The sequence below is a fragment of the Pseudomonas sp. GW822-FHT06D10 genome, from assembly GCF_058799535.1.
Map to the genome: position 1 here is coordinate 165,655 of NZ_JBXALN010000011.1, position 22,328 is coordinate 187,982.

General features: G+C 61.9%; 20 protein-coding genes. 1 reads left to right on the forward strand and 19 read right to left on the reverse strand.

What is annotated here, in order from left to right; genetic code table 11:
• Positions 1 to 2 precede the first annotated feature (2 nt).
• Positions 3 to 1,385 (forward strand): cysteine--tRNA ligase, encoded by a 1,383-nt coding sequence (gene cysS, locus AC1RL5_RS29435; protein WP_072452728.1) that lies wholly within the window; start codon positions 3 to 5, stop codon positions 1,383 to 1,385.
• A 68-nt stretch (positions 1,386 to 1,453) separates the two neighbouring features.
• On the opposite strand, the gene AC1RL5_RS29440 is transcribed toward cysS, so the two are convergent.
• The 19 genes from AC1RL5_RS29440 to AC1RL5_RS29530 all read right to left on the reverse strand — a co-directional run bounded on the left by AC1RL5_RS29440 (position 1,454) and on the right by AC1RL5_RS29530 (position 22,256).
• Positions 1,454 to 1,771, reverse strand: a complete 318-nt coding sequence (locus tag AC1RL5_RS29440) for a helix-turn-helix domain-containing protein (RefSeq protein ID WP_053152691.1) — start codon at positions 1,769 to 1,771, stop codon at positions 1,454 to 1,456.
• Complete coding sequence (locus tag AC1RL5_RS29445; RefSeq protein WP_072452730.1) at positions 1,758 to 2,108, reverse strand: toxin; 351 nt, start codon at positions 2,106 to 2,108, stop codon at positions 1,758 to 1,760. The genes AC1RL5_RS29440 and AC1RL5_RS29445 overlap by 14 nt, the downstream gene beginning before the upstream one ends.
• 237 nt (positions 2,109 to 2,345) lie before the next feature.
• Positions 2,346 to 3,809, reverse strand: a complete 1,464-nt coding sequence (gene nuoN / locus AC1RL5_RS29450) for an NADH-quinone oxidoreductase subunit NuoN (RefSeq protein ID WP_011062196.1) — start codon at positions 3,807 to 3,809, stop codon at positions 2,346 to 2,348.
• 7 nt (positions 3,810 to 3,816) lie between these two features.
• On the reverse strand, positions 3,817 to 5,349 hold the full coding sequence (gene nuoM, locus AC1RL5_RS29455) for an NADH-quinone oxidoreductase subunit M (protein ID WP_015636298.1): 1,533 nt from the start codon (positions 5,347 to 5,349) through the stop codon (positions 3,817 to 3,819).
• Between the two features lie 39 nt (positions 5,350 to 5,388).
• A complete protein-coding gene (gene nuoL / locus AC1RL5_RS29460) occupies positions 5,389 to 7,242 on the reverse strand; it encodes an NADH-quinone oxidoreductase subunit L (protein WP_011062194.1) in 1,854 nt (617 codons plus the stop codon).
• Positions 7,239 to 7,562 (reverse strand): NADH-quinone oxidoreductase subunit NuoK, encoded by a 324-nt coding sequence (gene nuoK / locus AC1RL5_RS29465; protein ID WP_011062193.1) that lies wholly within the window; start codon positions 7,560 to 7,562, stop codon positions 7,239 to 7,241. Before nuoK ends, nuoL begins: the two co-directional genes overlap by 4 nt.
• 4 nt (positions 7,563 to 7,566) lie before the next feature.
• Entirely contained in the window at positions 7,567 to 8,067 is a 501-nt protein-coding gene (gene nuoJ, locus AC1RL5_RS29470; protein WP_011062192.1) for an NADH-quinone oxidoreductase subunit J, read from the reverse strand.
• 9 nt (positions 8,068 to 8,076) lie between these two features.
• The gene (gene nuoI / locus AC1RL5_RS29475; RefSeq protein ID WP_003223795.1) at positions 8,077 to 8,625 is read right to left on the reverse strand and encodes an NADH-quinone oxidoreductase subunit NuoI; all 549 of its coding nucleotides are present in this window, start codon (positions 8,623 to 8,625) and stop codon (positions 8,077 to 8,079) included.
• 11 nt (positions 8,626 to 8,636) lie between these two features.
• The gene (nuoH, locus tag AC1RL5_RS29480; protein ID WP_011062191.1) at positions 8,637 to 9,644 is read right to left on the reverse strand and encodes an NADH-quinone oxidoreductase subunit NuoH; all 1,008 of its coding nucleotides are present in this window, start codon (positions 9,642 to 9,644) and stop codon (positions 8,637 to 8,639) included.
• On the reverse strand, positions 9,641 to 12,355 hold the full coding sequence (gene nuoG, locus AC1RL5_RS29485) for an NADH-quinone oxidoreductase subunit NuoG (protein WP_072452733.1): 2,715 nt from the start codon (positions 12,353 to 12,355) through the stop codon (positions 9,641 to 9,643). The genes nuoH and nuoG overlap by 4 nt, the downstream gene beginning before the upstream one ends.
• 137 nt (positions 12,356 to 12,492) lie before the next feature.
• A complete protein-coding gene (nuoF, locus tag AC1RL5_RS29490) occupies positions 12,493 to 13,848 on the reverse strand; it encodes an NADH-quinone oxidoreductase subunit NuoF (protein ID WP_011062189.1) in 1,356 nt (451 codons plus the stop codon).
• A complete protein-coding gene (gene nuoE, locus AC1RL5_RS29495; protein WP_011062188.1) occupies positions 13,845 to 14,342 on the reverse strand; it encodes an NADH-quinone oxidoreductase subunit NuoE in 498 nt (165 codons plus the stop codon). The genes nuoF and nuoE overlap by 4 nt, the downstream gene beginning before the upstream one ends.
• Before the next feature lie 2 nt (positions 14,343 to 14,344).
• Positions 14,345 to 16,126: an NADH-quinone oxidoreductase subunit C/D gene (gene nuoC / locus AC1RL5_RS29500; RefSeq protein WP_492584113.1), complete on the reverse strand. Its 1,782-nt coding sequence runs from the start codon at positions 16,124 to 16,126 to the stop codon at positions 14,345 to 14,347.
• A 70-nt stretch (positions 16,127 to 16,196) separates the two neighbouring features.
• Positions 16,197 to 16,871, reverse strand: a complete 675-nt coding sequence (locus tag AC1RL5_RS29505; protein ID WP_011062186.1) for a NuoB/complex I 20 kDa subunit family protein — start codon at positions 16,869 to 16,871, stop codon at positions 16,197 to 16,199.
• Between the two features lie 10 nt (positions 16,872 to 16,881).
• Positions 16,882 to 17,295 carry an NADH-quinone oxidoreductase subunit A gene (locus AC1RL5_RS29510; protein ID WP_011062185.1) on the reverse strand — a complete coding sequence of 138 codons (414 nt, stop codon included), beginning with the start codon at positions 17,293 to 17,295 and terminating at the stop codon, positions 16,882 to 16,884.
• Positions 17,296 to 17,899: 604 nt separating this feature from the next.
• A complete protein-coding gene (gene aceA, locus AC1RL5_RS29515) occupies positions 17,900 to 19,225 on the reverse strand; it encodes an isocitrate lyase (RefSeq protein WP_011062184.1) in 1,326 nt (441 codons plus the stop codon).
• 515 nt (positions 19,226 to 19,740) lie between these two features.
• Complete coding sequence (locus tag AC1RL5_RS29520) at positions 19,741 to 20,496, reverse strand: secretin N-terminal domain-containing protein (protein WP_072452737.1); 756 nt, start codon at positions 20,494 to 20,496, stop codon at positions 19,741 to 19,743.
• Positions 20,497 to 20,674: 178 nt separating this feature from the next.
• Positions 20,675 to 21,097, reverse strand: a complete 423-nt coding sequence (locus AC1RL5_RS29525) for a GNAT family N-acetyltransferase (protein WP_011062182.1) — start codon at positions 21,095 to 21,097, stop codon at positions 20,675 to 20,677.
• Complete coding sequence (locus tag AC1RL5_RS29530; protein ID WP_015636294.1) at positions 21,090 to 22,256, reverse strand: ribosomal protein uL16 3-hydroxylase; 1,167 nt, start codon at positions 22,254 to 22,256, stop codon at positions 21,090 to 21,092. The genes AC1RL5_RS29525 and AC1RL5_RS29530 overlap by 8 nt, the downstream gene beginning before the upstream one ends.
• Positions 22,257 to 22,328: the final 72 nt, after the last annotated feature.

A 22,328-nucleotide genomic window follows, 5' to 3' on the forward strand; every position in this document is an offset into this window, starting at 1 on the left:
ACGTGCTAACGATCTACAACACGCTCACCAAGAGCAAAGAAGTCTTCAAGCCGCTGGATGGCAACAAGGTGCGCATGTACGTGTGCGGCATGACCGTGTACGACTACTGCCACCTGGGGCACGGCCGCAGCATGGTGGCCTTCGACCTGATTACCCGCTGGCTGCGTTTCAGCGGGTATGACTTGACCTATGTGCGCAACATCACCGATATCGACGACAAGATCATCAATCGTGCCAATGAGAACGGCGAGGCCTTCGAGGCCCTGACCGAGCGCATGATCGCGGCGATGCACGAGGACGAGGCGCGGCTGAACATCAAGAAGCCGGACATGGAACCGCGCGCCACCGACCATATCCCCGGCATGCACGCGATGATCCAGACCCTGATCGACAAGGGCTACGCCTACGCTCCGGGCAATGGCGACGTGTACTACCGCGTCGGCAAGTTCATGGGCTACGGCAAGTTGTCGCGCAAGAAGATCGAAGACCTGCGCATCGGCGCGCGGATCGAAGTCGACGAGTCGAAACAGGACCCGCTGGACTTCGTCCTGTGGAAAGCCGCCAAGCCGGGTGAGCCGAGCTGGCCATCGCCTTGGGGTGACGGTCGTCCGGGCTGGCACATCGAGTGCTCGGTGATGTCCACCTGCTGCCTGGGCGAGACCTTCGACATTCATGGCGGCGGCAGCGACCTGGAGTTCCCGCACCACGAGAACGAGATCGCCCAGAGCGAGGCGGCTACCGGCAAAACCTACGCCAACGCCTGGATGCACTGCGGCATGATCCGCATCAATGGCGAGAAGATGTCCAAGTCCTTGAACAACTTCTTCACCATTCGCGACGTGCTCGACAAGTACCATCCGGAAGTGGTGCGTTACCTGCTGGTGGCCAGCCACTACCGCAGCGCCATCAACTACTCGGAAGACAACCTCAAGGACGCCAAGGGCGCGCTGGAGCGTTTCTACCATGCGCTCAAGGGCCTGCCGAAGGTGGCACCGGCCGGTGGCGAAGCCTTCGTCGAGCGTTTCACCCAGGTGATGAACGACGACTTCGGTACTCCGGAAGCCTGTGCCGTGCTGTTCGAGATGGTACGCGAGATCAACCGCCTGCGTGAGAGCGATATCGATGCGGCGGCCGGTCTGGCAGCCCGCTTGAAGGAACTGGCCAGTGTGCTGGGCGTGCTGCAACTGGAGGCCGACGACTTCCTGCAGGCCGGTGCCGAAGGTCGGGTCGATGCGGCACAGGTCGAGGCGCTGATCCAGGCCCGCCTGGCGGCCCGTGCCAACAAGGATTGGGCAGAGTCCGATCGGATCCGCGACCAGATCACCGCCATGGGCGTGATCCTGGAAGACGGCAAGGGCGGTACGACCTGGCGCCTGGCTGACTGAGCCTGCGTTCGCTGCAACAAGAAACCCGCCTGGTGCGGGTTTTTTGTTGCCCTTCGAACAGGGCCGGATCAGGCCAGCGAGGCGAGGCGCTCCACTGTATCGGGGTAGCGTTCCACCAGGCGTATCAAGGTCGTGGCCTGGGCGTTGGGTATGGCGCGGCCCTGTTCCCAGTTCTCCAGGGTGCGGGTGTTGGTGCGCAGGTACATGGCGAATACCGAGCGCGAGAGGTTGAGTTGCTGGCGGATGTTCATCACCTCGGCGGCGGTGATGGGGGGCAGCTTGTCGAGTTTCACTTTATGGCTGCGCAGGGTGATCTTGCCCTGGCGTTCCTGGGTGAGGGCGTCGATGCCTTCAACCAGTTCGGAAAAGATGTCACGTTTGGTCATGTCTTCTGGCCTCGATTTCACGTTCCAGCAGTTGTTTGAGCTGTTGTCGCTGCTGCGGTAGCAGGTCGTCCATCTGCTCCTTGTCGAACAGGGTGAAGAGCCAGAACTGTGCTCCTCCGGACCACCAGTAATAAATCACCCTCAGCCCGCCACGTTTGCCCTTGTTGCGTCGCTCATCGATGAAACGCATCTTGCGCAAGCCGCCAGTGCCCTGAATCAGAACACCCGCGTGCGGGTGGCGCAGCAACTCGATCTGCAGTTCGCAGAACAATTCGTCGTCAAGGAAGCCCTTTCGGTATCGCGCAAATGCCGGTAGTTCAATAAACAGAGCATTCATTTCATACGCTTCCTGCGTATAGACTGGATGACGCTGCAGCTTTGGTCAAGGCCCGCTGAGCGCCGCGTTTGATCTGGCAACAGTCTATGTCTGCGGCAGTGGGCTGAATGTCGGACCGGGTCGACGTGACAGGAAGGGCGATTCCGAGTTTCGCTGGGAAGAGGGGAGGGCAGGGCCCTGAAATGCAAAACGGCACCCGAAGGTGCCGTTCTGTTTGTTGCGCTGAAGCTTAAGCGGTCAACCTGCCAGGCCCGAATGCTGGACCAGGGTCAGCAGCGGCTGTGGGTATACGCCGAGGAAGAACGCCAGGAGCGCGATGGCCAGCAGCATGACGCCACCGGCTTTCTGTTCCCAGTGCAGCTGGGCATCGACGCGACGCAGGTTCGGCTCGATCAGGTACAGGGTGACCATCACTCGCAGGTAGTAGAAGACGCCGATGGCGCTGCCCATTACCAGGGAACCGACCAGCCACCATTGGTGCGCTTCGACACCGGTAGCGATGATGTAGAACTTGCCGATGAAGCCTGCAGTCAGCGGGATACCGGCCAGGGACAGCATCATCACGGTGAGGACGGCGGTCAGGTACGGACGGCGCCAGAACAGGCCGCGGTACTCGTACAGGGCGTCGGCATCACGGCCCTTGTACGGCGAAGACATCAGGGTGATCACACCGAAGGCGCCCAGGCTGGTGATCACGTAGGTGACCAGGTACACGCCGATGGCTTCCATGGCCAGGCCCTTGCTCGCCACCAGGGCGATCAGCAGGTAACCGAAGTGGGCGATGGAGGAGTAACCCAGCAGACGCTTGAGGTTGCTCTGGGTCAGCGCCAACAGGTTGCCCACCAGGATCGAGGCGATGGCGATCACGGTCAGCACGTTGCTCAGGACACCGCTGCTGGCCACTGGCGAGAGCTGGAACAGACGCACCAGCACCGCGAATACCGCCACCTTACTGGCGGTGGCCAGGAAGGCGGCCACCGGGGCCGGGGCGCCTTCATAGACGTCCGGGGTCCACAGGTGGAACGGCACCAGCGACAACTTGAAGGCCAGGCCGATCAGCATCATGCCCAGGCCCAGTTGCGCCAGCGGGCTTGGCAGGCCGGTGGCGGCCAGGGCCTGGCCGATACCGCTGAAGCTCAGGCTGCCGGCTTCTGCGTAGAGCAGGGCCATGCCGAACAACAGGAAGCCCGAACCGGCGGCCGACAGCACCATGTACTTGATGCCGGCTTCCAGGGAGCGCTTGTTGAAGAAGGCATAGGCCACCAGGCCGTAGACCGGTACCGAGAGCAGCTCCAGGCCGATGAACAGGCCGGCCAGGTTCTGCGCGCTGACCAGTACCAGGCCACCAGCGGCGGCCAGCAGGATCAGCAGGTACAGCTCTTCACGGTTGCCCGGGTAACCGCTGCTGCCATCGCCCAGGTAGGCGTGGGCCAGGGTGACGCAGGCCAGGGTGGCCACCAGGATCAGGGCCATGTACAGGCAGGCGAACTGGTCGATCTGCAACAGCGGGGTGACCGCCAGCGGTGCCACTTTCAGCACCGGGAAGATCGACAGCAATGCCAGGTTCAGACCGGCCACCGATAGCAGGAAGGTCTGGGCGTGGTTGCGCCGCCAGGCGATCGCCAGCATCACCACCACAAGGGTGGCGCTGGTGATCAGCAGCGGCGCCAGGGCTATAAAGTGTTGAATCGTAAAGTCCATAGCGCTCTTACCGGGCCGAAGCGAGTTGAGTGAAGGCGGTGCTGAGCCATTGCTGCACGCCATGCATGGTGGCGGCAGAGGTATCGAGGAACGGTTGCGGGTACACGCCGATGTAGATCAGCAGTACCGCCAGCCCCAGCACCATGATCAGTTCGCGAGCATCCATGCCGTGCAGCACCGCGTCCGACTTGGACGGGCCGAAGTAGGCACGGTGGATCATGATCAGCGAGTAGACCGAGCCGAACACCAGGCCCGAAGTCGCGATCGCGGTGATCCATGGAGCGCTGACGAAGGTGCCGATCAGGATCAGGAACTCGCCGACGAAGTTGCCGGTGCCCGGCAGGCCCAGGGAGGCGGCTGCAAAGAACAGGCTGATGGCCGGCAGGTAGGCGATACGTGACCACAGGCCGCCCATTTCACGCATGTCGCGGGTATGGGTGCGCTCGTACAGCTGGCCGCTGAGGATAAACAGCGCGGCTGCCGAAACACCGTGGGCCAGCATCTGGATCACCGCGCCCTGCAGGGCCTGCTGGCTGCCGGAGTAGATCCCGATCAGCACGAAGCCCATGTGGGAAACGCTGGAGAAGGCGATCAGGCGCTTGATGTCGGTCTGGGCGAAGGCCAGGAAGGCACCGTAGAAGATCCCGACCAGACCCAGGGTCATGGCGATCGGTGCGAACTCTGCCGAGGCGTTGGGGAACAGTGGCAGGGCGAAACGCAGCAGGCCGTAGGCCGCCGTCTTCAGCAGGATGCCCGCCAGGTCCACGGAACCGGCGGTCGGTGCCTGGGCGTGAGCGTCAGGCAGCCAGGAGTGGAATGGCACCACGGGCAGCTTCACCGCGAAGGCGATGAAGAAGCCGAGCATCAGGATGTACTCGGTGGCGGTGGACATCTTGGTCTTCAGCAACTGGGCGTAATCGAAGGTGATGACCCCGGTGTTGTTGAAGTTCACCAGCACCAGGCCCAGGATCGCCACCAGCATGATCAGGCCGGAAGCCTGAGTGAAGATGAAGAACTTGGTCGCTGCGTAGATCCGGGTTTTCTTGCCGTCTGCCGAGCTGTGACCCCAGAGCGCGATGAGGAAGTACATCGGCACCAGCATCATTTCCCAGAAGAAGAAGAACATGAACAGGTCCAGCGCCAGGAACACGCCGACAACGCCGCCCAGGATCCACATCAGGTTCAGGTGGAAGAAGCCCACGTGGCGCTGGATCTCTTTCCAGGAGCAGAGTACCGAGAGGATACCCAGCAGGCCGGTCAGCAGGATCATCAGCAGCGACAGGCCGTCCAGCGCCAGGTGCACGTTGATGCCGAAGCGCTCGATCCAGACGTGCTTGAACTCGATGGCCCAAGTTGGATCGGCGCCAGGCGCCGGAGCAAATGAATAGTTACCGTGGGCCCACAGCCAGAGGCCGAGGGCGAGTTCCAGGGTCATGGTCAACAGCGCAATCCAGCGGGGGAGGGTGGCGCCGAAGCGCTCACCCAGCCAGCACAGCAGGCCGCCGATGAAGGGGATCAGGATTAGCCAAGGCAGAATCATGACGGGCTCAATTCCTTTCGCAAGTTCGCAAGGTTCATATCAGACCGCTACCAGCACAATGGCGCCGATGACCAGCACGGCACCGGCTGCCATCGAGGCGGCGTACCAACGCAGTTGACCGGTCTCGGTACGGCTCAGGGAGGTGTGCCCCCCCTTGGCCATACGCGGGATCAAACCGATGGTCTGATCGAGCGGGTCCTTGCGCAGTACGTGGCTGATGGCCAGGTATGGCTTGACGAACAGTTTGTCGTAGATCCAGTCGAAGCCCCAGGCGGCGAACCACCAGGCCGAGAGCAGACGCCCGATGCCGCTGTTGGCGATGGCGGTCACAACGCGACGCTTGCCAAGGAACAACAGGGCGGCCAGCAGGATACCGGCCAGGGCGATGGCACCCGAGGCGATTTCCAGGCTGTGCTTGGCTTCGCCACCGGCATGGCCGACGCTTTGCGGCAGCACGCCATGCAGGGGCGGGGTGATCATCGCGCCGATCGCAGTGGACAGCACGATCAGCACCACCAGCGGCAGCCAGTGGGAGATCCCGTGGCCGGCGTGGGCTTCGGTCTTGGCTTCACCGTGGAAGGTGATGAAGATCAGGCGGAAGGTGTACAGCGAGGTCATGAACGCACCCACCAGGCCGGCGTACAGCAGGCCATGGTTGCCGCTGGCGAAGGCTTCCCAGAGGATCTCGTCCTTGGAGTAGAAGCCTGCGGTCACCAGAGGCAGGGCCGCCAGGGCCGCGCCGCCGACGATGAAGCTGGCGTAGGCCAGAGGCAGTTTCTTCCACAGGCCGCCCATCTTGAAGATGTTCTGCTCGTGGTGGCAGGCAACGATCACCGCACCGGAAGCAAGGAACAGCAGGGCCTTGAAGAAGGCGTGGGTCATCAGGTGGAAGATCGCGCCGTCCCAGGCGCCAACGCCCAGGGCCAGGAACATGTAGCCGATCTGGCTCATGGTGGAGTAGGCGAGGATCCGCTTGATGTCGGTCTGCACCAGCGCGGCGAAACCGGCCAGTACCAGGGTCACGCCGCCGACCAGGCCCACCAGGTGCAGGATTTCCGGCGCCAGGGTGAACAGGCCGTGGGTACGGGCGATCAGGTAGACACCGGCGGTGACCATGGTTGCGGCGTGGATCAGTGCCGAAACCGGGGTCGGGCCGGCCATCGCGTCCGCCAGCCAGGTCTGCAGTGGCAACTGGGCAGATTTACCCACGGCGCCACCCAGCAGCATCAGGGTTGCCAGGGTGATCCAGAAGTCGCCGGCCTGGAATTTCTGCGGGGCCAGCACCAGCAGTTCCTGGACGTTCAGCGTGCCCACCTGTTGGAACAGGATGAACAGGCCGATGGCCATGAACACGTCGCCGATACGGGTGACGATGAAGGCCTTGAGTGCGGCGTTACCGTTGTTGCGGTTGCTGTAGTAGAAACCGATCAACAGGTAGGAGCACAGGCCCACGCCTTCCCAGCCGAAGTACAGGAACAGCAGGTTATCGCCCAGTACCAGGAACAGCATGCTGGCGATAAACAGGTTGGTGTAGGCGAAGAAGCGCGAGTAGCCGGCTTCACCACGCATGTACCAGGACGCGAACAAGTGGATCAAAAAGCCCACGCCCACCACCACACCCAGCATGGTCACGGACAGACCATCCAGGTACAGGGCGAAGTTCGGCGCGAAACCGTCCACCGACATCCACTGCCACAGCACCTGGGTGTAGTGGCCACCCTCGGGCGGCGCGACGTTGAATTGCCAGATCACGTAGGCAGCAACGATGGCCGAGAGGCCAATGGAGCCGACACCGATCAGGGCCGAGAGGTTTTCCGAGAGGCGTCCACGGGAGAACGACAGCAGCAGGAAACCGATCAGGGGGAATACGAAAGTCAGAAAGAGAAGGTTCATCCGCGCATCTCGCTGGCTGCATCGATATCGAGAGTGTGGAAGCGGCGGTACAGCTGCAGCAGGATCGCCAGGCCGATACTGGCCTCGGCGGCTGCCAGGCTGATCACCAGGATGAACATCACTTGTCCATCCGGCTGCGCCCAGCGGGCGCCCGCAACGATGAAGGCCAGTGCAGAGGCGTTCATCATCACTTCCAGGCTCATCAACACGAAGAGAATGTTACGGCGGACCATCAGGCCGACCAGACCGAGGCAGAACAGGATACCGGCAACCGCCAGGCCATGTTCCATCGGGATAGTACCGAGAGAGATAGTAGGCATCGTATTACTCCTTCGCCTCGTTGCGGCCCAAGTGGAACGCCGTGACGGCCGCGGCAAGCAGCAGCATCGAGGCGAGTTCGACCACCAGCAGGTAAGGGCCGAACAGGCTGATGCCCACGGCCTTGGCGCTGACGGTGGTTTGACCGATACCGGCACCGCTCTGATGGCTGAACAGTACGTACAGCAGTTCAGCCAGCAGCAGCGCGGCCAGGATGACCGGGCCGATCCAGATGCCGGGCGTGAGCCAGATGCGCTCTTGCTGAGCCGCGGCCGGGCCGAGGTTCAGCATCATCACCACGAACACGAACAGCACCATGATGGCACCGGCGTAGGCGATCACTTCCAGGGCACCGGCGAACGGCGCGCCAAGGCTGAAGAAGGTCATGGCCACGGCGATCAGCGAAATGATCAGGTAGAGCAGGGCGTGCACAGGGTTGGTATTGGTGACCACACGGAGTGTGGAGACAACCGCAACACCTGACGCGAAATAGAAAGCGAATTCCATCTTTCTTCCTTAAGGCAGCAAGCTCTTCACGTTGATCGGCTCGGCTTCATTCTGCGCGGAGCCTTTTGGCTTACCGGCAATGGCCATACCTGCAACACGATAGAAGTTGTAATCAGGGTTCTTTCCGGGACCGGAGATCAGCAGATCTTCTTTCTCGTAAACCAGGTCCTGACGTTTGAACTCGGCCATCTCGAAATCCGGTGTCAGCTGGATCGCGGTGGTCGGGCAGGCTTCCTCGCAGAGGCCACAGAAAATGCAGCGCGAGAAGTTGATGCGGAAGAAGTCCGGGTACCAGCGACCGTCTTCGGTTTCAGCTTTCTGCAGCGAGATGCAACCCACGGGGCAGGCCACGGCGCACAGGTTGCAGGCTACGCAACGCTCTTCGCCATCGGGGTCGCGGGTCAGGACGATGCGGCCACGGTAGCGTGGAGGCAGGTAGACCGGCTCTTCCGGGTATTGCAAGGTGTCGCGCTTGCGAAAGCCATGGCCGAAGACCATGACCAGGCTGCGCAACTGGGTACCAGTACCCTTAACGATGTCGCCAATATATTTGAACATGGGTCAAATCCTCACTGAACCGCAACCGCAGGTGTGTTCCACAACACAACCGCAGCGGTTATCAGCAAATTGATCAGGGTCAGTGGCAGGCAGAATTTCCAGCTGAAGTCCATCACCTGGTCATAACGCGGACGCGGGATGGAAGCGCGCAGCAGGATGAACAGCATGATGAAGAACGCGGTCTTCAGTGCGAACCAGACGAAGGACAGTTGCGGCAGGATGCCGAACGGACCGTGCCAGCCACCGAAGAACAGGGTGACCAGCAGCGCCGAGATCAGGATGATGCCGATGTATTCACCGACGAAGAACATGCCCCATTTCATACCGGCGTATTCAATGTGGTAGCCGTCGGCCAGTTCCTGCTCCGCTTCCGGCTGGTCGAAGGGGTGACGGTGAGTCACGGCCACGCCAGCGATGAAGAAGGTACAGAAGCCGAAGAACTGCGGAATGATGAACCACAGGTTCTGCGCCTGGTACTCGACGATGTCGCGCATGTTGAACGAGCCGACCTGTACCACGATGCCCATCAGGGCCAGGCCCATGAACACTTCGTAGGACACGGTCTGCGCCGAGGCACGCAAGCTGCCGAGCAGGGCGAACTTGTTGTTGCTCGACCAGCCAGCGAACAGTACCGCGTAGACCGACAGACCGGCCATGGCGAAGAAGAACAGCAGGCCGATGTTCAGATCCGCCACGCCCCAGGTCGGGGTGATCGGGATGATCGCGAAGGCGATCAGCAGGGCGGACATGGCCACCACCGGTGCCAGGGTGAAGATCACCTTGTCGGCAAACGGCGGGGTCCAGTCTTCCTTGAAGAACATCTTCAGCATGTCGGCGGCGATCTGGAACATGCCGAACGGGCCAACGCGGTTCGGACCGTAACGGTCCTGCCACCAGCCCAGCAGGCGACGTTCGACGAAGCTCAGCAGCGCACCGGCGATCACTACGGCCAGCAGGATGACGATGGCCTTGACGACCGTCAGGATCACGTCGATCACTTCAGGGGTAAACCAACTCATTGTGCCGCCTCCTGCAGACCATCAACGGAAATGCCTGCGATTGCCGGAGGAATACCCGCCAGGCCGGCAGGCAGGCCCACCAGGCCAGCACCCAGCTCTTCGTTGATGCGCAGCGGCAGACGCAGGGTCTGGCCAGCCACGTTCACCGCGAGCAGGGCACCGTCGTTGACACCCAGGCGATCCGCTTCGGATTTAGCCAGAGCAACGTACGGAGCCGGGATGCGCTCCTGCACCGGAGCGGCTTTCGAAGAGTTTTCCTCGCTGCCGAACAGGTGGTAGAACGGCACGGCCTGCCAGGTGCCCGGGGCCGGGGAGAAGGCCCGTGGCACGCTGGCGAACCAGTTGAGGCGGTCGCCCTGGGTTTCGATCAGGCGAGTGCCCGGGTCACCGGCGCGCAGGTGGCCACCGACTTCGTCCTGGAACTTGTTCCAGGCCTGTGGCGAGTTCCAGCCCGGCGACCAGGCGAACGGCACTTGCGAGCGCGGTTCGACGGAGCCCGAGTAACCTTCCATGGAGTAGGCGAAGGCGGTATCCGGATCTTGCGGGGTACGTGGCTCGTGCACGCTCTGGTTGGCGCGCATGGCGGTACGGCCACTGTAGCGCAGCGGTTCGCGCGCCAGTTTCAGGCCCTTGATGCGGAACGCCGCGGAAGGTGCGGCATCGACGATGCTGGCCAGTTGCGCCGTGCTCGCGGCGCAGGCGGCGGTCACGTGGTCCAGTTGGGTCCAGTCCACCGGCTTGTTCAGCAGGGTGCTGCGCAGGGCGTGCAGCCAGCGCCAGCCTTCGTGGACCATGATGCTGGCGTCCAGGTAGGTCGGATCGAAGACCTGGAAGAAGCGCTGGGCGCGACCTTCCTGGCTGACCAGGGTACCGTCGCCTTCGGCAAAGCTCGCCGCCGACAGCACCAGGTGCGCGCGCTCGAGGGTAGCGGTTTGTTGATGATCGGCAACGATCACCACCTTCGCCGCGTTCAGCGCTGCATCCACCTTGGCCGCGTCGGTGCGGGTGTACAGGTCGTTTTCCAGTACCACGATGGCGTCGGCACGGCCGTCGATCACCGCCTGCAGGGCGGCGTCCACGGATTCGCCGCCGAGCATGGCCAGGCCGAGGCTGTTGGCCTCTGGCACCACCAGGCTGATGGAGCCGGCTTTCTCGCGCAGCTTCAAGGCCTTGGCAATGTTGGCCGCGGCTTCGATCAGCGCCTTGGAGCCCAGGGAGGTACCGGAAATGATCAGCGGGCGCTTGGCTGCCAGCAGGGCATCGGCGATGCGCTTGGCCAGTTCCAGGGCTTCGCTGTCCAGGCCTTCCACGGCAGGGGCGCTGGCGTCGATGGCATGGGCCACGGCAAAACCGATGCGCGCCAGGTCGTCTGGAGCGGCGTGTACACACTCCTCGGCCACGTCGTCGAGCTTGGTTTCAGCCAGGCTGGCGATGAACAGCGGGTTCAGCGCGTGCTGGCCGATGTTCTTCACCGCAGCGTCGAGCCAAGGCTGGACGCGCATGGCATCGGCCATTTCCTCGGCCTTGCCCTTGACCGACTGGCGCAGGGCCAGGGCCATGCGTGCGGCGGTCTGGGTCAGGTCTTCACCGAGAACGAAGACGGCGTCGTGGTCTTCGATGTCGCGCATGTTCGGAACCGGCAGCGGGCTGTCGTTCAGGACCTGCAGAACCAGGCGGATGCGCTCCAGTTCGGAGGCTTCGATACCGGAGTAGAAGTGCTCGGCACCGACCAGTTCCTGCAACGCGTAGTTGCTTTCCAGGCTGGCGCGGGGCGAACCGATACCGACGATGTTACGGCCACGCAGCAGGTCTGCGGCCTGATCCAGTGCCTGGTCCAGGGTCAGCTTGGTGCCATCGGCCAGGCGTGGCTGGCGTGGACGGTCCTTGCGGTTGACGTAGCCATAGCCGAAGCGGCCACGGTCGCAGAGGAAGTACTGGTTCACCGAACCGTTGTAGCGGTTCTCGATGCGGCGCAGCTCGCCGTAGCGCTCGCCCGGGGAGATGTTGCAACCGCTGGAGCAGCCATGGCAGATGCTCGGCGAGAACTGCATGTCCCACTTGCGGTTGTAGCGCTCGGAGTGAGTCTTGTCGGTGAACACACCGGTCGGGCAGACCTCGGTGAGGTTGCCGGAGAACTCGCTTTCCAGGGTGCCGTCTTCAACGCGACCGAAGTACACGTTGTCGTGGGCGCCGTAGACGCCCAGGTCGGTGCCGCCGGCGTAGTCCTTGTAGAAGCGCACACAGCGATAGCAGGCGATGCAGCGGTTCATCTCGTGGGAAATGAACGGGCCGAGGTCCTGGTTCTGGTGGGTACGCTTGGTGAAGCGATAACGGCGCTCGTTGTGGCCGGTCATCACCGTCATGTCCTGCAGGTGGCAGTGACCGCCTTCCTCACAGACCGGGCAGTCGTGGGGGTGGTTGGTCATCAGCCACTCGACGACACTGGCGCGGAACGCCTTGGATTCTTCATCGTCGATGGAGATCCAGGTGTTGTCGGTGGCCGGGGTCATGCAGGACATGACGATACGACCACGGGTGTCGTTCTCGTCGGTGTACTGCTTGACCGCGCACTGGCGACAGGCACCGACGCTACCGAGAGCGGGGTGCCAGCAGAAATAAGGGATGTCGAGGCCTAGTGACAGACAAGCCTGTAACAGGTTGTCCGCCCCATCGACTTCGAGCGCTTTGCCGTCTACGTGGATAGTGGCCATGGTTCAAAGTTCTTCGTTGGCCCGGTGTCAGCGGGCGTGGCTAATGGAATCTTGTTATGCGTGCGAATCAACACAGCCGTTCACGGCGTCATCGCACGTCGAGCGCAGGGCACGGACCCGGCGCCCTCATTTAAGCGTTACGCGCCGACTACGATCGGTCGGGCCAGAGGCGGGACGGCGGCGCTGGTGGGCGCGATGCCGGCTTCGAACTCTGGACGGAAATACTTGATGGCGCTGCCCAAAGGCTCCACGGCACCCGGTGCGTGAGCACAGAAGGTCTTGCCTGGGCCGAGGAAACCCACCAGGCCCAGCAGGGTCTCGATGTCCCCTTGCTGGCCCTGGCCTTTTTCCAGGGCCATCAGCAGCTTGACGCTCCAGGGCAGGCCGTCGCGGCACGGTGTGCAGAAGCCGCAGGACTCGCGGGCGAAGAACTGCTCCATGTTGCGCAGCAGGGACACCATGTTGATGCTGTCGTCCACCGCCATGGCCAGGCCGGTACCCATGCGGGTGCCCACTTTGGCGATGCCGCCGGCATACATCTGGGCGTCCAGGTGCTCGGGCAACAGGAAGCCGGTACCGGCGCCGCCTGGCTGCCAGCACTTGAGCTTGAAGCCGTCGCGCATGCCGCCGGCGTAGTCCTCGAACAGCTCGCGCGCGGTCACGCCGAAGGGCAGCTCCCACAGGCCGGGGTTCTTCACTTTGCCGGAGAAGCCCATCAGCTTGGTGCCGTGGTCTTCGCTGCCTTCGCGGGCCAGGGATTTGTACCATTCCACGCCGTCGCCGATGATCGCCGGCACGTTGCACAGGGTCTCGACGTTGTTCACGCAGGTCGGCTTGCCCCACACGCCCACGGCGGCAGGGAAGGGCGGCTTGGAGCGCGGGTTGGCGCGACGGCCTTCCAGGGAGTTGATCAGTGCGGTTTCTTCACCGCAGATGTAACGCCCGGCGCCGGTGTGGACGAACAGCTCGAAATCGAAGCCGCTGCCCAGGATGTTCTTGCCCAGAAGGCCTGCGGCCTTGGCTTCTTCCACGGCACGACGCAGGTGCTTGGCGGCGGTGGTGTACTCGCCGCGCAGGAAGATATAGCCGCGGTAGGTCTTGAGTGCGCGAGCACTGATCAGCATGCCTTCGATCAGCAGATGGGGCAGTTGCTCCATCAGCATGCGGTCTTTCCAGGTGTTGGGCTCCATTTCGTCCGCGTTGCACAGCAGGTAGCGGATGTTCATGGATTCGTCTTTGGGCATCAGGCCCCACTTCACGCCGGTGGGGAAGCCCGCACCGCCGCGACCCTTGAGGCCGGCATCCTTGACGGTCTGCACGATGTCGTCCTGGGACAGGTCGGCGAAGGCCTTGCGGGCCGCCGCGTAACCGTTCTTGGCCTGGTACTCGTCGAACCAGACCGGCTCGCCGTCGTCGCGCAGGCGCCAGGTCAGGGGATGGGTTTCTGCGGTGCGCGCAATGCGGTTCGCAGGACCGAAAGAGGTCAGGGTCATACGTAGCCCTCCAACAGTTTGGCCACGCCAGCAGGTTGCACGTCGCCGAAAGTGTCGTCGTCGATCATCAGCGCCGGGGCCTTGTCGCAGTTGCCCAGGCAGCACACCGGCAGCAGGGTGAAGCGGCCGTCGGCGGTGGTCTGGCCGAGGCCGATGCCCAGCTCGCTCTGGATCTGGCTGACCACGGATTCGTGGCCGCCGATGTAGCAGACCATGCTGTCGCAGACGCGAATGATGTGGCGGCCCACTGGCTGGCGGAAGATCTGGCTGTAGAACGTCGCCACGCCTTCAACGTCGCTGGCAGGAATGCCGAGGATCTCGCCGATGGCGTAGACCGCGCCGTCAGGCACCCAGCCACGTTCCTTCTGGACGATCTTCAGGGCTTCGATGGACGCCGCGCGCGGGTCCTCGTAGTGATGCATCTCGTGCTCGATGGCCGAGCGCTCGGTTTCGCTCAGGGCGAAACGGTCTGTCTGGATAAGCGTGCTGTTCATGCTTAGCGGTCCACGTCGGCCATAACGAAGTCGATACTACCCAGGTACGCGATCAAGTCCGCGACCATGCTGCCGCGGATCACCGAAGGGATCTGCTGCAGGTGGGCGAAGCTTGGGGTACGGATCCGGGTGCGGTAGCTCATGGTGCCGCCATCGCTCGTCAGGTAATAACTGTTGATGCCCTTGGTCGCTTCGATCATCTGGAAGGATTCGTTGGCCGGCATCACCGGGCCCCACGAAACTTGCAGGAAGTGCGTGATCAAGGTTTCGATGTGCTGCAGGGTGCGCTCTTTGGGCGGCGGCGTGGTCAGCGGGTGATCCGCCTTGTACGGGCCTTCCGGCATGTTGCGCAGGCACTGGTCGATGATCTTGATGCTCTGGCGCATTTCCTCGACGCGAACCATGCAGCGGTCATAGGCGTCACCGTTGGCGGCCAGCGGGACTTCGAACTCGAAGTTCTCGTAGCCGGAGTACGGACGGGCCTTGCGCAGGTCGAAATCGCAACCGGTGGAGCGCAGGCCGGCACCGGTGACGCCCCACTCCAGGGCTTCCTTGGTGTTGTAGGCGGCAACGCCGATGGTCCGGCCCTTGAGGATGCTGTTCTGCAGGGCGGCCTTGGTGTATTCGTCGAGGCGCTTGGGTAGCCATTCGACGAAGTCCTTGACCAGCTTTTCCCAGCCACGCGGCAGGTCGTGGGCGACGCCACCGATGCGGTACCAGGCCGGGTGCAGGCGGAAACCGGTGATGGCTTCGATCACCGTGTAGGCGCGCTGACGGTCGGTAAAGGTGAAGAACACCGGGGTCATGGCGCCGACGTCCTGGATGTAGGTGCCCAGGAACAGCAGGTGGCTGGTGATCCGGAAGAACTCGGCCATCATGATGCGGATGACGTCGACCTTCTCCGGCACCTTGATGCCGGCCAGTTTCTCGACCGAGAGCACGTACGGCAGGTTGTTCATCACCCCGCCGAGGTAGTCGATACGGTCGGTGTAAGGGATGAAGCTGTGCCAGGACTGACGCTCGGCCATCTTCTCGGCACCACGGTGGTGGTAGCCGATGTCCGGTACGCAGTCGACGATCTCTTCACCGTCCAGCTGCAGGATGATGCGGAAGGCACCGTGGGCCGAAGGGTGGTTCGGGCCCAGGTTGAGGAACATGTAGTCCTCGTTGGCACCGGAACGCTTCATGCCCCAGTCTTCCGGACGGAAGCGCGCGGCTTCTTCTTCCAGCTGCTGCTTGGCCAGGTTCAGGCTGAACGGGTCGAACTCGGTGGCGCGGGCCGGGAAGTCCTTGCGCAGCGGGTGACCTTCCCAGGTCGGCGGCATCATGATCCGCGAGAGGTGAGGGTGGCCGGCGAAGTCGATGCCGAACATGTCCCAGACTTCACGCTCGTACCAGTTGGCATTAGGCCAGATACCGGTCACGGTGGGCAGGCTGAGGTCGCCTTCGGACAGGGCCACCTTGATCATCACGTCGCTGTTACGTTCGATCGACAGCAAGTGGTAGAACACGCTGAAGTCGGCACCTGGCAGGCCCTGGCGCTTGGTGCGCAGGCGCTCGTCCACGCCGTGCAGGTCATAGAGCATGACGTATGGCTTGGGCAGGTTGCGCAGGAAGGTCAGGATTTCAACGAGCTTGGAGCGGGTAACCCACAGCACCGGCATGCCGGTGCGGGTGGCTTGGGCGGTGAACGCCTCAGGGCCAAAACGGTTATTGAGTTCGACGACCACATCCTGGTCGTCAGCCTTATAAGGCGGGATGTACAGAGCACTGCCTGTAGTCATGGTTTTTTATCGCTTTCGGTCAACGTAAAGAGTGAAGCCAGGTTCGTTTCTTTGTAAGAACAGAACTGGATCAGACTTCGTCAGGGCTGCGCAGGTTGGTGACCTGTATACGCTGTTCGCGGCGCTGTTCCTTTTGCGACGGCATCTCGGCGCGATACACGCCTTGGTCGCCGACGACCCAGGAAAGTGGGCGACGCTCCTGGCCAATGGATTCCTGCAAGAGCATCAGGCCTTGCAGGAACGCTTCGGGGCGGGGCGGGCAGCCAGGTACGTAGACGTCCACGGGCAGGAACTTGTCCACCCCCTGGACTACCGAGTAGATGTCGTACATGCCGCCGGAGTTGGCGCACGAACCCATGGAGATAACCCATTTTGGCTCGAGCATTTGCTCATAGAGACGCTGGATGATCGGCGCCATCTTGATGAAGCAGGTCCCGGCGATAACCATGAAGTCCGCCTGACGCGGCGATGCCCGGATAACCTCGGCGCCAAAGCGCGCGATGTCGTGGGGCGCCGTGAAGGCGGTGGTCATTTCCACGTAGCAGCAGGAAAGGCCGAAGTTGTACGGCCACAGGGAGTTCTTACGCCCCCAGTTGACCGCGCCGCTCAGCACGTCTTCGAGCTTGCCCATGAAGATGTTTTTGTGGACCTGATCCTCTAACGGATCGGAAACGGTTTCCCGTTCGCCGATCGGATACTGATCGTTAGGAGCATCGGGGTCGATCCGGGTGAGATTGTATTGCATCGCCAAAGCCTCATTGTTTTAGCTTCGCCTGCCGCTTACGACGACCTTCCGGAGCCCAGTCAAGAGCCCCCACCCGCCAAAGGTAGACAAGACCTGCCAACAGAATTGCTATGAAAACGAGAGCTTCGACGAATCCGGTCCAGCCGCTTTCGCGGACGGACACAGACCAGGCAAAGAGAAAGAGGGCTTCGATATCGAAGATCACGAAGAGCATCGCGACCAGATAGAATTTGGCTGAGAGCCGCAAGCGGGCGCCACCGGTAGGTAGCATGCCGGACTCGAACGGTTCGTTTTTGCTGCGGCCCCAGGCTTTTGACCCGAGGAGGCTGGAGACGCCGAGCATGAAGGCGCAAAGGCCGACAACGCCCAGAAGGAAAATGGCAAAGCCCCAGTTGTGGGCCATGAGTCCTGTCGCTTCGGGCATGCTGGTAATCCTTAACAGAGAGCAAGAGTCTCTGAGCTTGATAAAGAAATAAAGCAGTGACGATATGTCGCAGCGCAATCAATCGCGCTGATTTTATGGCTAAACACCGGGCAAGTAAAATTTCTAAAGCGAAATTGTTTATCGTAATAAGGACATAGCTCACCCCGGTAGCCCCGTAAGCCGCGGCCTGCGGGCATTAGGGGAGGTTTTGTTAATTATGTTTTGTAGCTGCTGTAACGAAAGTTACAACTGCTAAATGATAATCAATATTGTTTGGAGGCTGTTTTAATCTGCTTTCCTTCGGGGAGTGGGAAAGTTGCTTGTTATATCCCTGTTACTGCAAGTAGCAGGGGCGCACCTTTTAACCTCTTTCGCCCTTGCTAACACCGCCCTGGATCAATGTTTGGCCAGCTTTTTTGCAGGGGGCGGGCATGGCGAGGCTTTTGAGGAGGGCGCGCAGGGTAGAGGTTCGCCGGCAAGCCGGCTCCTACAGGAGGGGTGGGCAAAAAAAACGCCCCGAACCAGTCGGGGCGTCAGCTGTACAGCAATGCAGTTGTTTTTACCGGGTCTGCATTGGCCGCTCGATCAAGCCGTGAGGCCTAAATCAGTGGAACTGTTCTTCTTCGGTGGAGCCGGTCAGCGCGGTTACCGAGGACGAGCCACCCTGGATCACGGTGGTCATGTCGTCGAAGTAGCCGGTGCCCACTTCCTGCTGGTGAGCCACGAAGGTGTAGCCCTTGGCGGCGTCAGCGAACTCTTGCTCTTGCAGTTTCACGTAGGCGGTCATGTCGTTGCGGGCGTAGTCGTGCGCCAGGTTGAACATGCTGTGCCACATGTTGTGGATGCCGGCCAGGGTGATGAACTGGTGCTTGTAGCCCATGGCGGACAGTTCGCGCTGGAACTTGGCGATGGTCGCATCGTCCAGGTTCTTCTTCCAGTTGAAGGAAGGCGAGCAGTTGTACGACAGGATCTGGTCCGGGTATTCCTTCTTGATCGCCTCGGCGAAGCGACGGGCTTCGTCCAGGTCCGGCTTGGCGGTTTCGCACCAGATCAGGTCGGCGTACGGAGCGTAAGCCAGGCCGCGGGCGATTGCCTGGTCCAGGCCGGCTTTCACTTTGTAGAAGCCTTCCTGGGTGCGGGTGCCAGTCACGAATGGCTGGTCGTACGGGTCGCAGTCGGAAGTCAACAGGTCGGCAGCGTTGGCGTCGGTACGGGCCAGGATGATGGTCGGTACGCCGGCAACGTCGGCCGCCAGGCGGGCAGCGGTCAGCTTCTGTACGGCTTCCTGGGTTGGCACCAGTACCTTGCCGCCCATGTGGCCGCACTTCTTCACGGAAGCCAGCTGGTCTTCGAAGTGAACGCCGGCGGCGCCTGCTTCGATCATGCTCTTCATCAGCTCGTAGGCGTTCAGTACGCCGCCGAAACCGGCTTCAGCGTCGGCCACGATCGGTGCGAAGTAGTCGATGTAGCCGTCGTCGCCCGGGTTCTTGCCGGCTTTCCACTGGATCTGGTCGGCGCGACGGAACGAGTTGTTGATGCGCTTGACCACGGTTGGAACCGAGTCCACCGGGTACAGCGACTGGTCGGGGTACATGGATTCGGCGGAGTTGTTGTCCGCAGCCACTTGCCAGCCCGACAGGTAGATCGCCTGGATACCGGCTTTAACCTGTTGTACAGCCTGGCCGCCGGTCAGGGCGCCCATGCAGTTGACGAAATCTTTATCAGGACGGAAGGACGGCTTGGCACCTTGGGTGACCAGGTTCCAGAGCTTCTCGGCGCCCATGCGTGCCAGGGTGTGCTCGGGTTGAACCGAGCCACGCAGACGGACCACGTCGGCAGCGGAGTAGGTGCGAGTCACGCCTTTCCAGCGCGGGTTTTCAGCCCAGTCTTTTTCAAGGGCTGCAATTTGCTGTTCGCGTGTCAGTGCCATGGAGATAAACCTCGTCGCGTCTTGTGTAAAAAGTCGTTCTTGGTTGGAGAATTCCGGCTCCGCCGATCACGCGTCATAACGCTGCGTAAAAGGCTGCTCGCTGACCAGGAAGCTTATGGCGGTCAAGTCGGGTCTGGCGGGGATGGCGACGGGTGAACGATGGGCTCGAGGGGAAAGTGAGCAGGTGAAGGCGAGCTGCGGGGCGCATGCCGGCGTCGTGGGCCTTGGTGCGTTCCATCAGTGTGTTGCCGATCTACCTAATTACGCTTCCGTCCCTCGGGACAACTTCGTTCCAGTCGCAATCTCGTCAAACACACCTTGTGGGCGGTACAGACACGAATCGGCTCAGGTGGGTAGGTTAGAGCGGCGATCCGAAGGCCCTTGCCAGGGCCCCTGATTAGCGGGAGCGAGGCCATCATGCCCGCGGTTTTTTGGCTCGTCAAATGTTTTGTAGTGCTTTTTTTGTAGCACTACATCTTTGGTCTAATACGACTAATCAGTCAGTTTTTGGTGCTTTAGTCCAAGGCGTCGACCTTGACGCGCAAGGTCATGTCATCCCGTCCTTGAGTCGAGTAGCTGCGGCCCGGGCCCTGTTTATCGGCCTGGGTCTGGCGATTGACCCCGGCCAGGGTGATCCATTCGCCCAGGCGCCCGCTGACAGTCGTGTCGGTACTTTGCACGTTCACTACATCGGGACGTTCCTGGCTCATGCGGTCACGGTTGGTGCTGATGCTCAGGTGCACGGTCTCGCCGGTGACGCTGGCGGTGACATAGAAACCCTGGGTGACGTTGCGGTACTGGGTCTGGTTCTGCAGGCGCCCGTAGGGGTCGGTCTGGGTGGTGGTCAACGGCACGCTCTGGCCGACCTGGATCAGCGCCGGCACGCCTTCGCTGGCCTGGACCTGTTGGATGCCGCCATCGCGGCTCTCGGTGCTGCGATTGATGATTCGGGTCTGGGGCGCACCGTTGACCGAATAGCCCTGATTGTCCTGGAAGTTGTTTTCATTGGTATCGACGGTGATCAGCAGGCGCTTGGCCGCCGTATCCAATTGCGCAATGAAAGCCCGCAGTTCGGCGATCTTGCCCGGCTCGGCGTTGACGATCAGCTGGTTGCCATAGGCGCTGACCTTGCCGTCCTTGCCGAGGAAGTTCTGCGCCACCGGCAGCAGGTCGGCACTGGTGCGGTTGTTGAGGGGCACGATCTCGGTGGCGGCCATGACCGAACAGCTGAAGGTCAGCAGCAGCGTCGTGAGCAGGGTGCGTAGGGACATATCCGTTATCTCCGCGAGTAGCTGGCGTAAAGCCTTGAGTTTGACACTTTGTCGGCTTTGGGTGGGGCAAGTTGAATCGCGCACGGCAAAACGCCCCGGCATCCTGGTCTCCAGCTTAGTTGCCGGAGGAGGGATGGCGGGGCGTTTTGGCTGGCCGTTGCCGCGAGCGGTGTGTCGGTCAGGCGCCGCGAACCATGTCGACGTGGGGAATGCCCGCTTCGAGGAACTCCTCGCTGACGATGGAGAAGCCCAGGCGTTCATAGAACGCCGTGGCCTGGACCTGGGCGCTGAGCATCTGCTGCTTCAGGCCGCGCTTTTCGGCTTCATCGATCACCGCGCGCATCAGCGCGTCGCCAACCTTCAGGCCGCGCCAGTCCTTGAGCACCGAAACCCGGCCCACATGGCCGTCGGGCAGCAGGCGAGCGGTGCCGATGGGGAAGTCGCCCTCGAAGGCCAGGAAGTGCACGGCGCTGTCGTCGTCGGCATCCCACTCCAGTTCGGGCGGCACCGATTGCTCGGCAATGAATACGGCTTCACGGATGCGCCGGATCTCGGCGTTGTCCTTTTGCCAGTCTGCGACACGTACGTGAATCTTATTCATCGGCAAACCCCAGGCTCCCTTGCTTGACCAGTTCACACAACAGGCCGCGCCCATCGTCATCCGCCAGCCACTGGCCGAGGTTATCGATATGCAGGGCGTCGGCGGCGCAAATCATTTTCAGCAGTTCGCGCAGCTTACCGGGAAGCAGGCGGCTTTGGCCGCTGGCGAACAGTAGCAGGTCTTCATCCACTTCCGACCAGGCCAGGCGCGCGCTCGGGTTGCGGATCAGGATCGCGCCCTGTTCCAGGCTGCCCAGCAGGTCTTCTTCTTCCAGTTCGGGTCCGGTCACCAGTTCCGGGTAGCGTGGTTCGGTCATGAACTGGCCGAACCAGGTCAGCAGCAGGCGCTCGTCGCTCATGTGCTCGGCCAGCAGGCCCTTGAGCCGGTCGAGGGCGTCCTGCTGGATCTGGTGCGGGTCGCTGGCCGGCTGCACGTCGGCGTCGGTGTAGCGGTCTTCGTCCGGCAGGAACTGGCCGAGGAAATCGGTGAAGTGGGTCAGGACTTCGGCGGCGCTCGGGGCGCGGAAACCGACCGAATAGGTCATGCAATCGTTCACCGCAACGCCATAGTGGGCCAGGCGCGGTGGCAGATAGAGCATGTCGCCGGGCTCCAGGACCCAGCTTTCGGTTTCTTCGAATTCGGCGAGGATGCGCAGGTCCGCGTGCTGCAGCAGCGGGCTTTCGGAGTCGCACATCTGGCCGATCTTCCAGTTGCGCTTACCAAAGCCTTGCAGCAGGAACACGTCGTAGTTGTCGAAGTGCGGGCCGACGTTACCACCAGGTGCGGCGAAGCTGATCATCACGTCATCGATGCGCCAGCTCGGCAGGAAGCGGAAGTGCTCCAGCAGCTCGGCGACTTCCGGGACGAACTGGTCCACGGCCTGGACCAGCAGGGTCCAGTCGCGTTCCGGCAGCTTGCTGAACTCGTCTTCGGCGAAGGGGCCGCGGCGCAGTTCCCATGGGCGCTCGCCGTTCTCGATCACCAGGCGCGATTCGACTTCTTCTTCCAGGGCCAGGCCGGCCAGTTCGTCAGGTTCGATCGGGCTTTCGAAGTCAGGCAGGGCCTGACGGATCAGCAGGGGTTTCTTCTGCCAGTAGTCACGCAGAAATTCCCGTGCAGTGATGCCGCCCAGAAGTTGAAGAGGAATATCAGGATTCATGTGTAACCTATTGAAAAAGTGTACTTTTCTAGCAGGAATAAAAACGCCCGGCGCGGCCGGGCGTCAAAAGGT

What these genes read in the sequence shown, in the direction of transcription:
- AC1RL5_RS29440 (WP_053152691.1), bottom strand. Translation starts at nt 1,771, where the DNA reads ATGACCAAACGTGACATCTTTTCCGAACTGGTTGAAGGCATCGACGCC.
- AC1RL5_RS29445 (WP_072452730.1), bottom strand. Translation starts at nt 2,108, where the DNA reads ATGAATGCTCTGTTTATTGAACTACCGGCATTTGCGCGATACCGAAAG.
- nuoN (WP_011062196.1), bottom strand. Translation starts at nt 3,809, where the DNA reads ATGGACTTTACGATTCAACACTTTATAGCCCTGGCGCCGCTGCTGATC.
- nuoM (WP_015636298.1), bottom strand. Translation starts at nt 5,349, where the DNA reads ATGATTCTGCCTTGGCTAATCCTGATCCCCTTCATCGGCGGCCTGCTG.
- nuoL (WP_011062194.1), bottom strand. Translation starts at nt 7,242, where the DNA reads ATGAACCTTCTCTTTCTGACTTTCGTATTCCCCCTGATCGGTTTCCTG.
- nuoK (WP_011062193.1), bottom strand. Translation starts at nt 7,562, where the DNA reads ATGCCTACTATCTCTCTCGGTACTATCCCGATGGAACATGGCCTGGCG.
- nuoJ (WP_011062192.1), bottom strand. Translation starts at nt 8,067, where the DNA reads ATGGAATTCGCTTTCTATTTCGCGTCAGGTGTTGCGGTTGTCTCCACA.
- nuoI (WP_003223795.1), bottom strand. Translation starts at nt 8,625, where the DNA reads ATGTTCAAATATATTGGCGACATCGTTAAGGGTACTGGTACCCAGTTG.
- nuoH (WP_011062191.1), bottom strand. Translation starts at nt 9,644, where the DNA reads ATGAGTTGGTTTACCCCTGAAGTGATCGACGTGATCCTGACGGTCGTC.
- nuoG (WP_072452733.1), bottom strand. Translation starts at nt 12,355, where the DNA reads ATGGCCACTATCCACGTAGACGGCAAAGCGCTCGAAGTCGATGGGGCG.
- nuoF (WP_011062189.1), bottom strand. Translation starts at nt 13,848, where the DNA reads ATGACCCTGACCTCTTTCGGTCCTGCGAACCGCATTGCGCGCACCGCA.
- nuoE (WP_011062188.1), bottom strand. Translation starts at nt 14,342, where the DNA reads ATGAACAGCACGCTTATCCAGACAGACCGTTTCGCCCTGAGCGAAACC.
- nuoC (WP_492584113.1), bottom strand. Translation starts at nt 16,126, where the DNA reads ATGACTACAGGCAGTGCTCTGTACATCCCGCCTTATAAGGCTGACGAC.
- AC1RL5_RS29505 (WP_011062186.1), bottom strand. Translation starts at nt 16,871, where the DNA reads ATGCAATACAATCTCACCCGGATCGACCCCGATGCTCCTAACGATCAG.
- AC1RL5_RS29510 (WP_011062185.1), bottom strand. Translation starts at nt 17,295, where the DNA reads ATGCCCGAAGCGACAGGACTCATGGCCCACAACTGGGGCTTTGCCATT.
- aceA (WP_011062184.1), bottom strand. Translation starts at nt 19,225, where the DNA reads ATGGCACTGACACGCGAACAGCAAATTGCAGCCCTTGAAAAAGACTGG.
- AC1RL5_RS29520 (WP_072452737.1), bottom strand. Translation starts at nt 20,496, where the DNA reads ATGTCCCTACGCACCCTGCTCACGACGCTGCTGCTGACCTTCAGCTGT.
- AC1RL5_RS29525 (WP_011062182.1), bottom strand. Translation starts at nt 21,097, where the DNA reads ATGAATAAGATTCACGTACGTGTCGCAGACTGGCAAAAGGACAACGCC.
- AC1RL5_RS29530 (WP_015636294.1), bottom strand. Translation starts at nt 22,256, where the DNA reads ATGAATCCTGATATTCCTCTTCAACTTCTGGGCGGCATCACTGCACGG.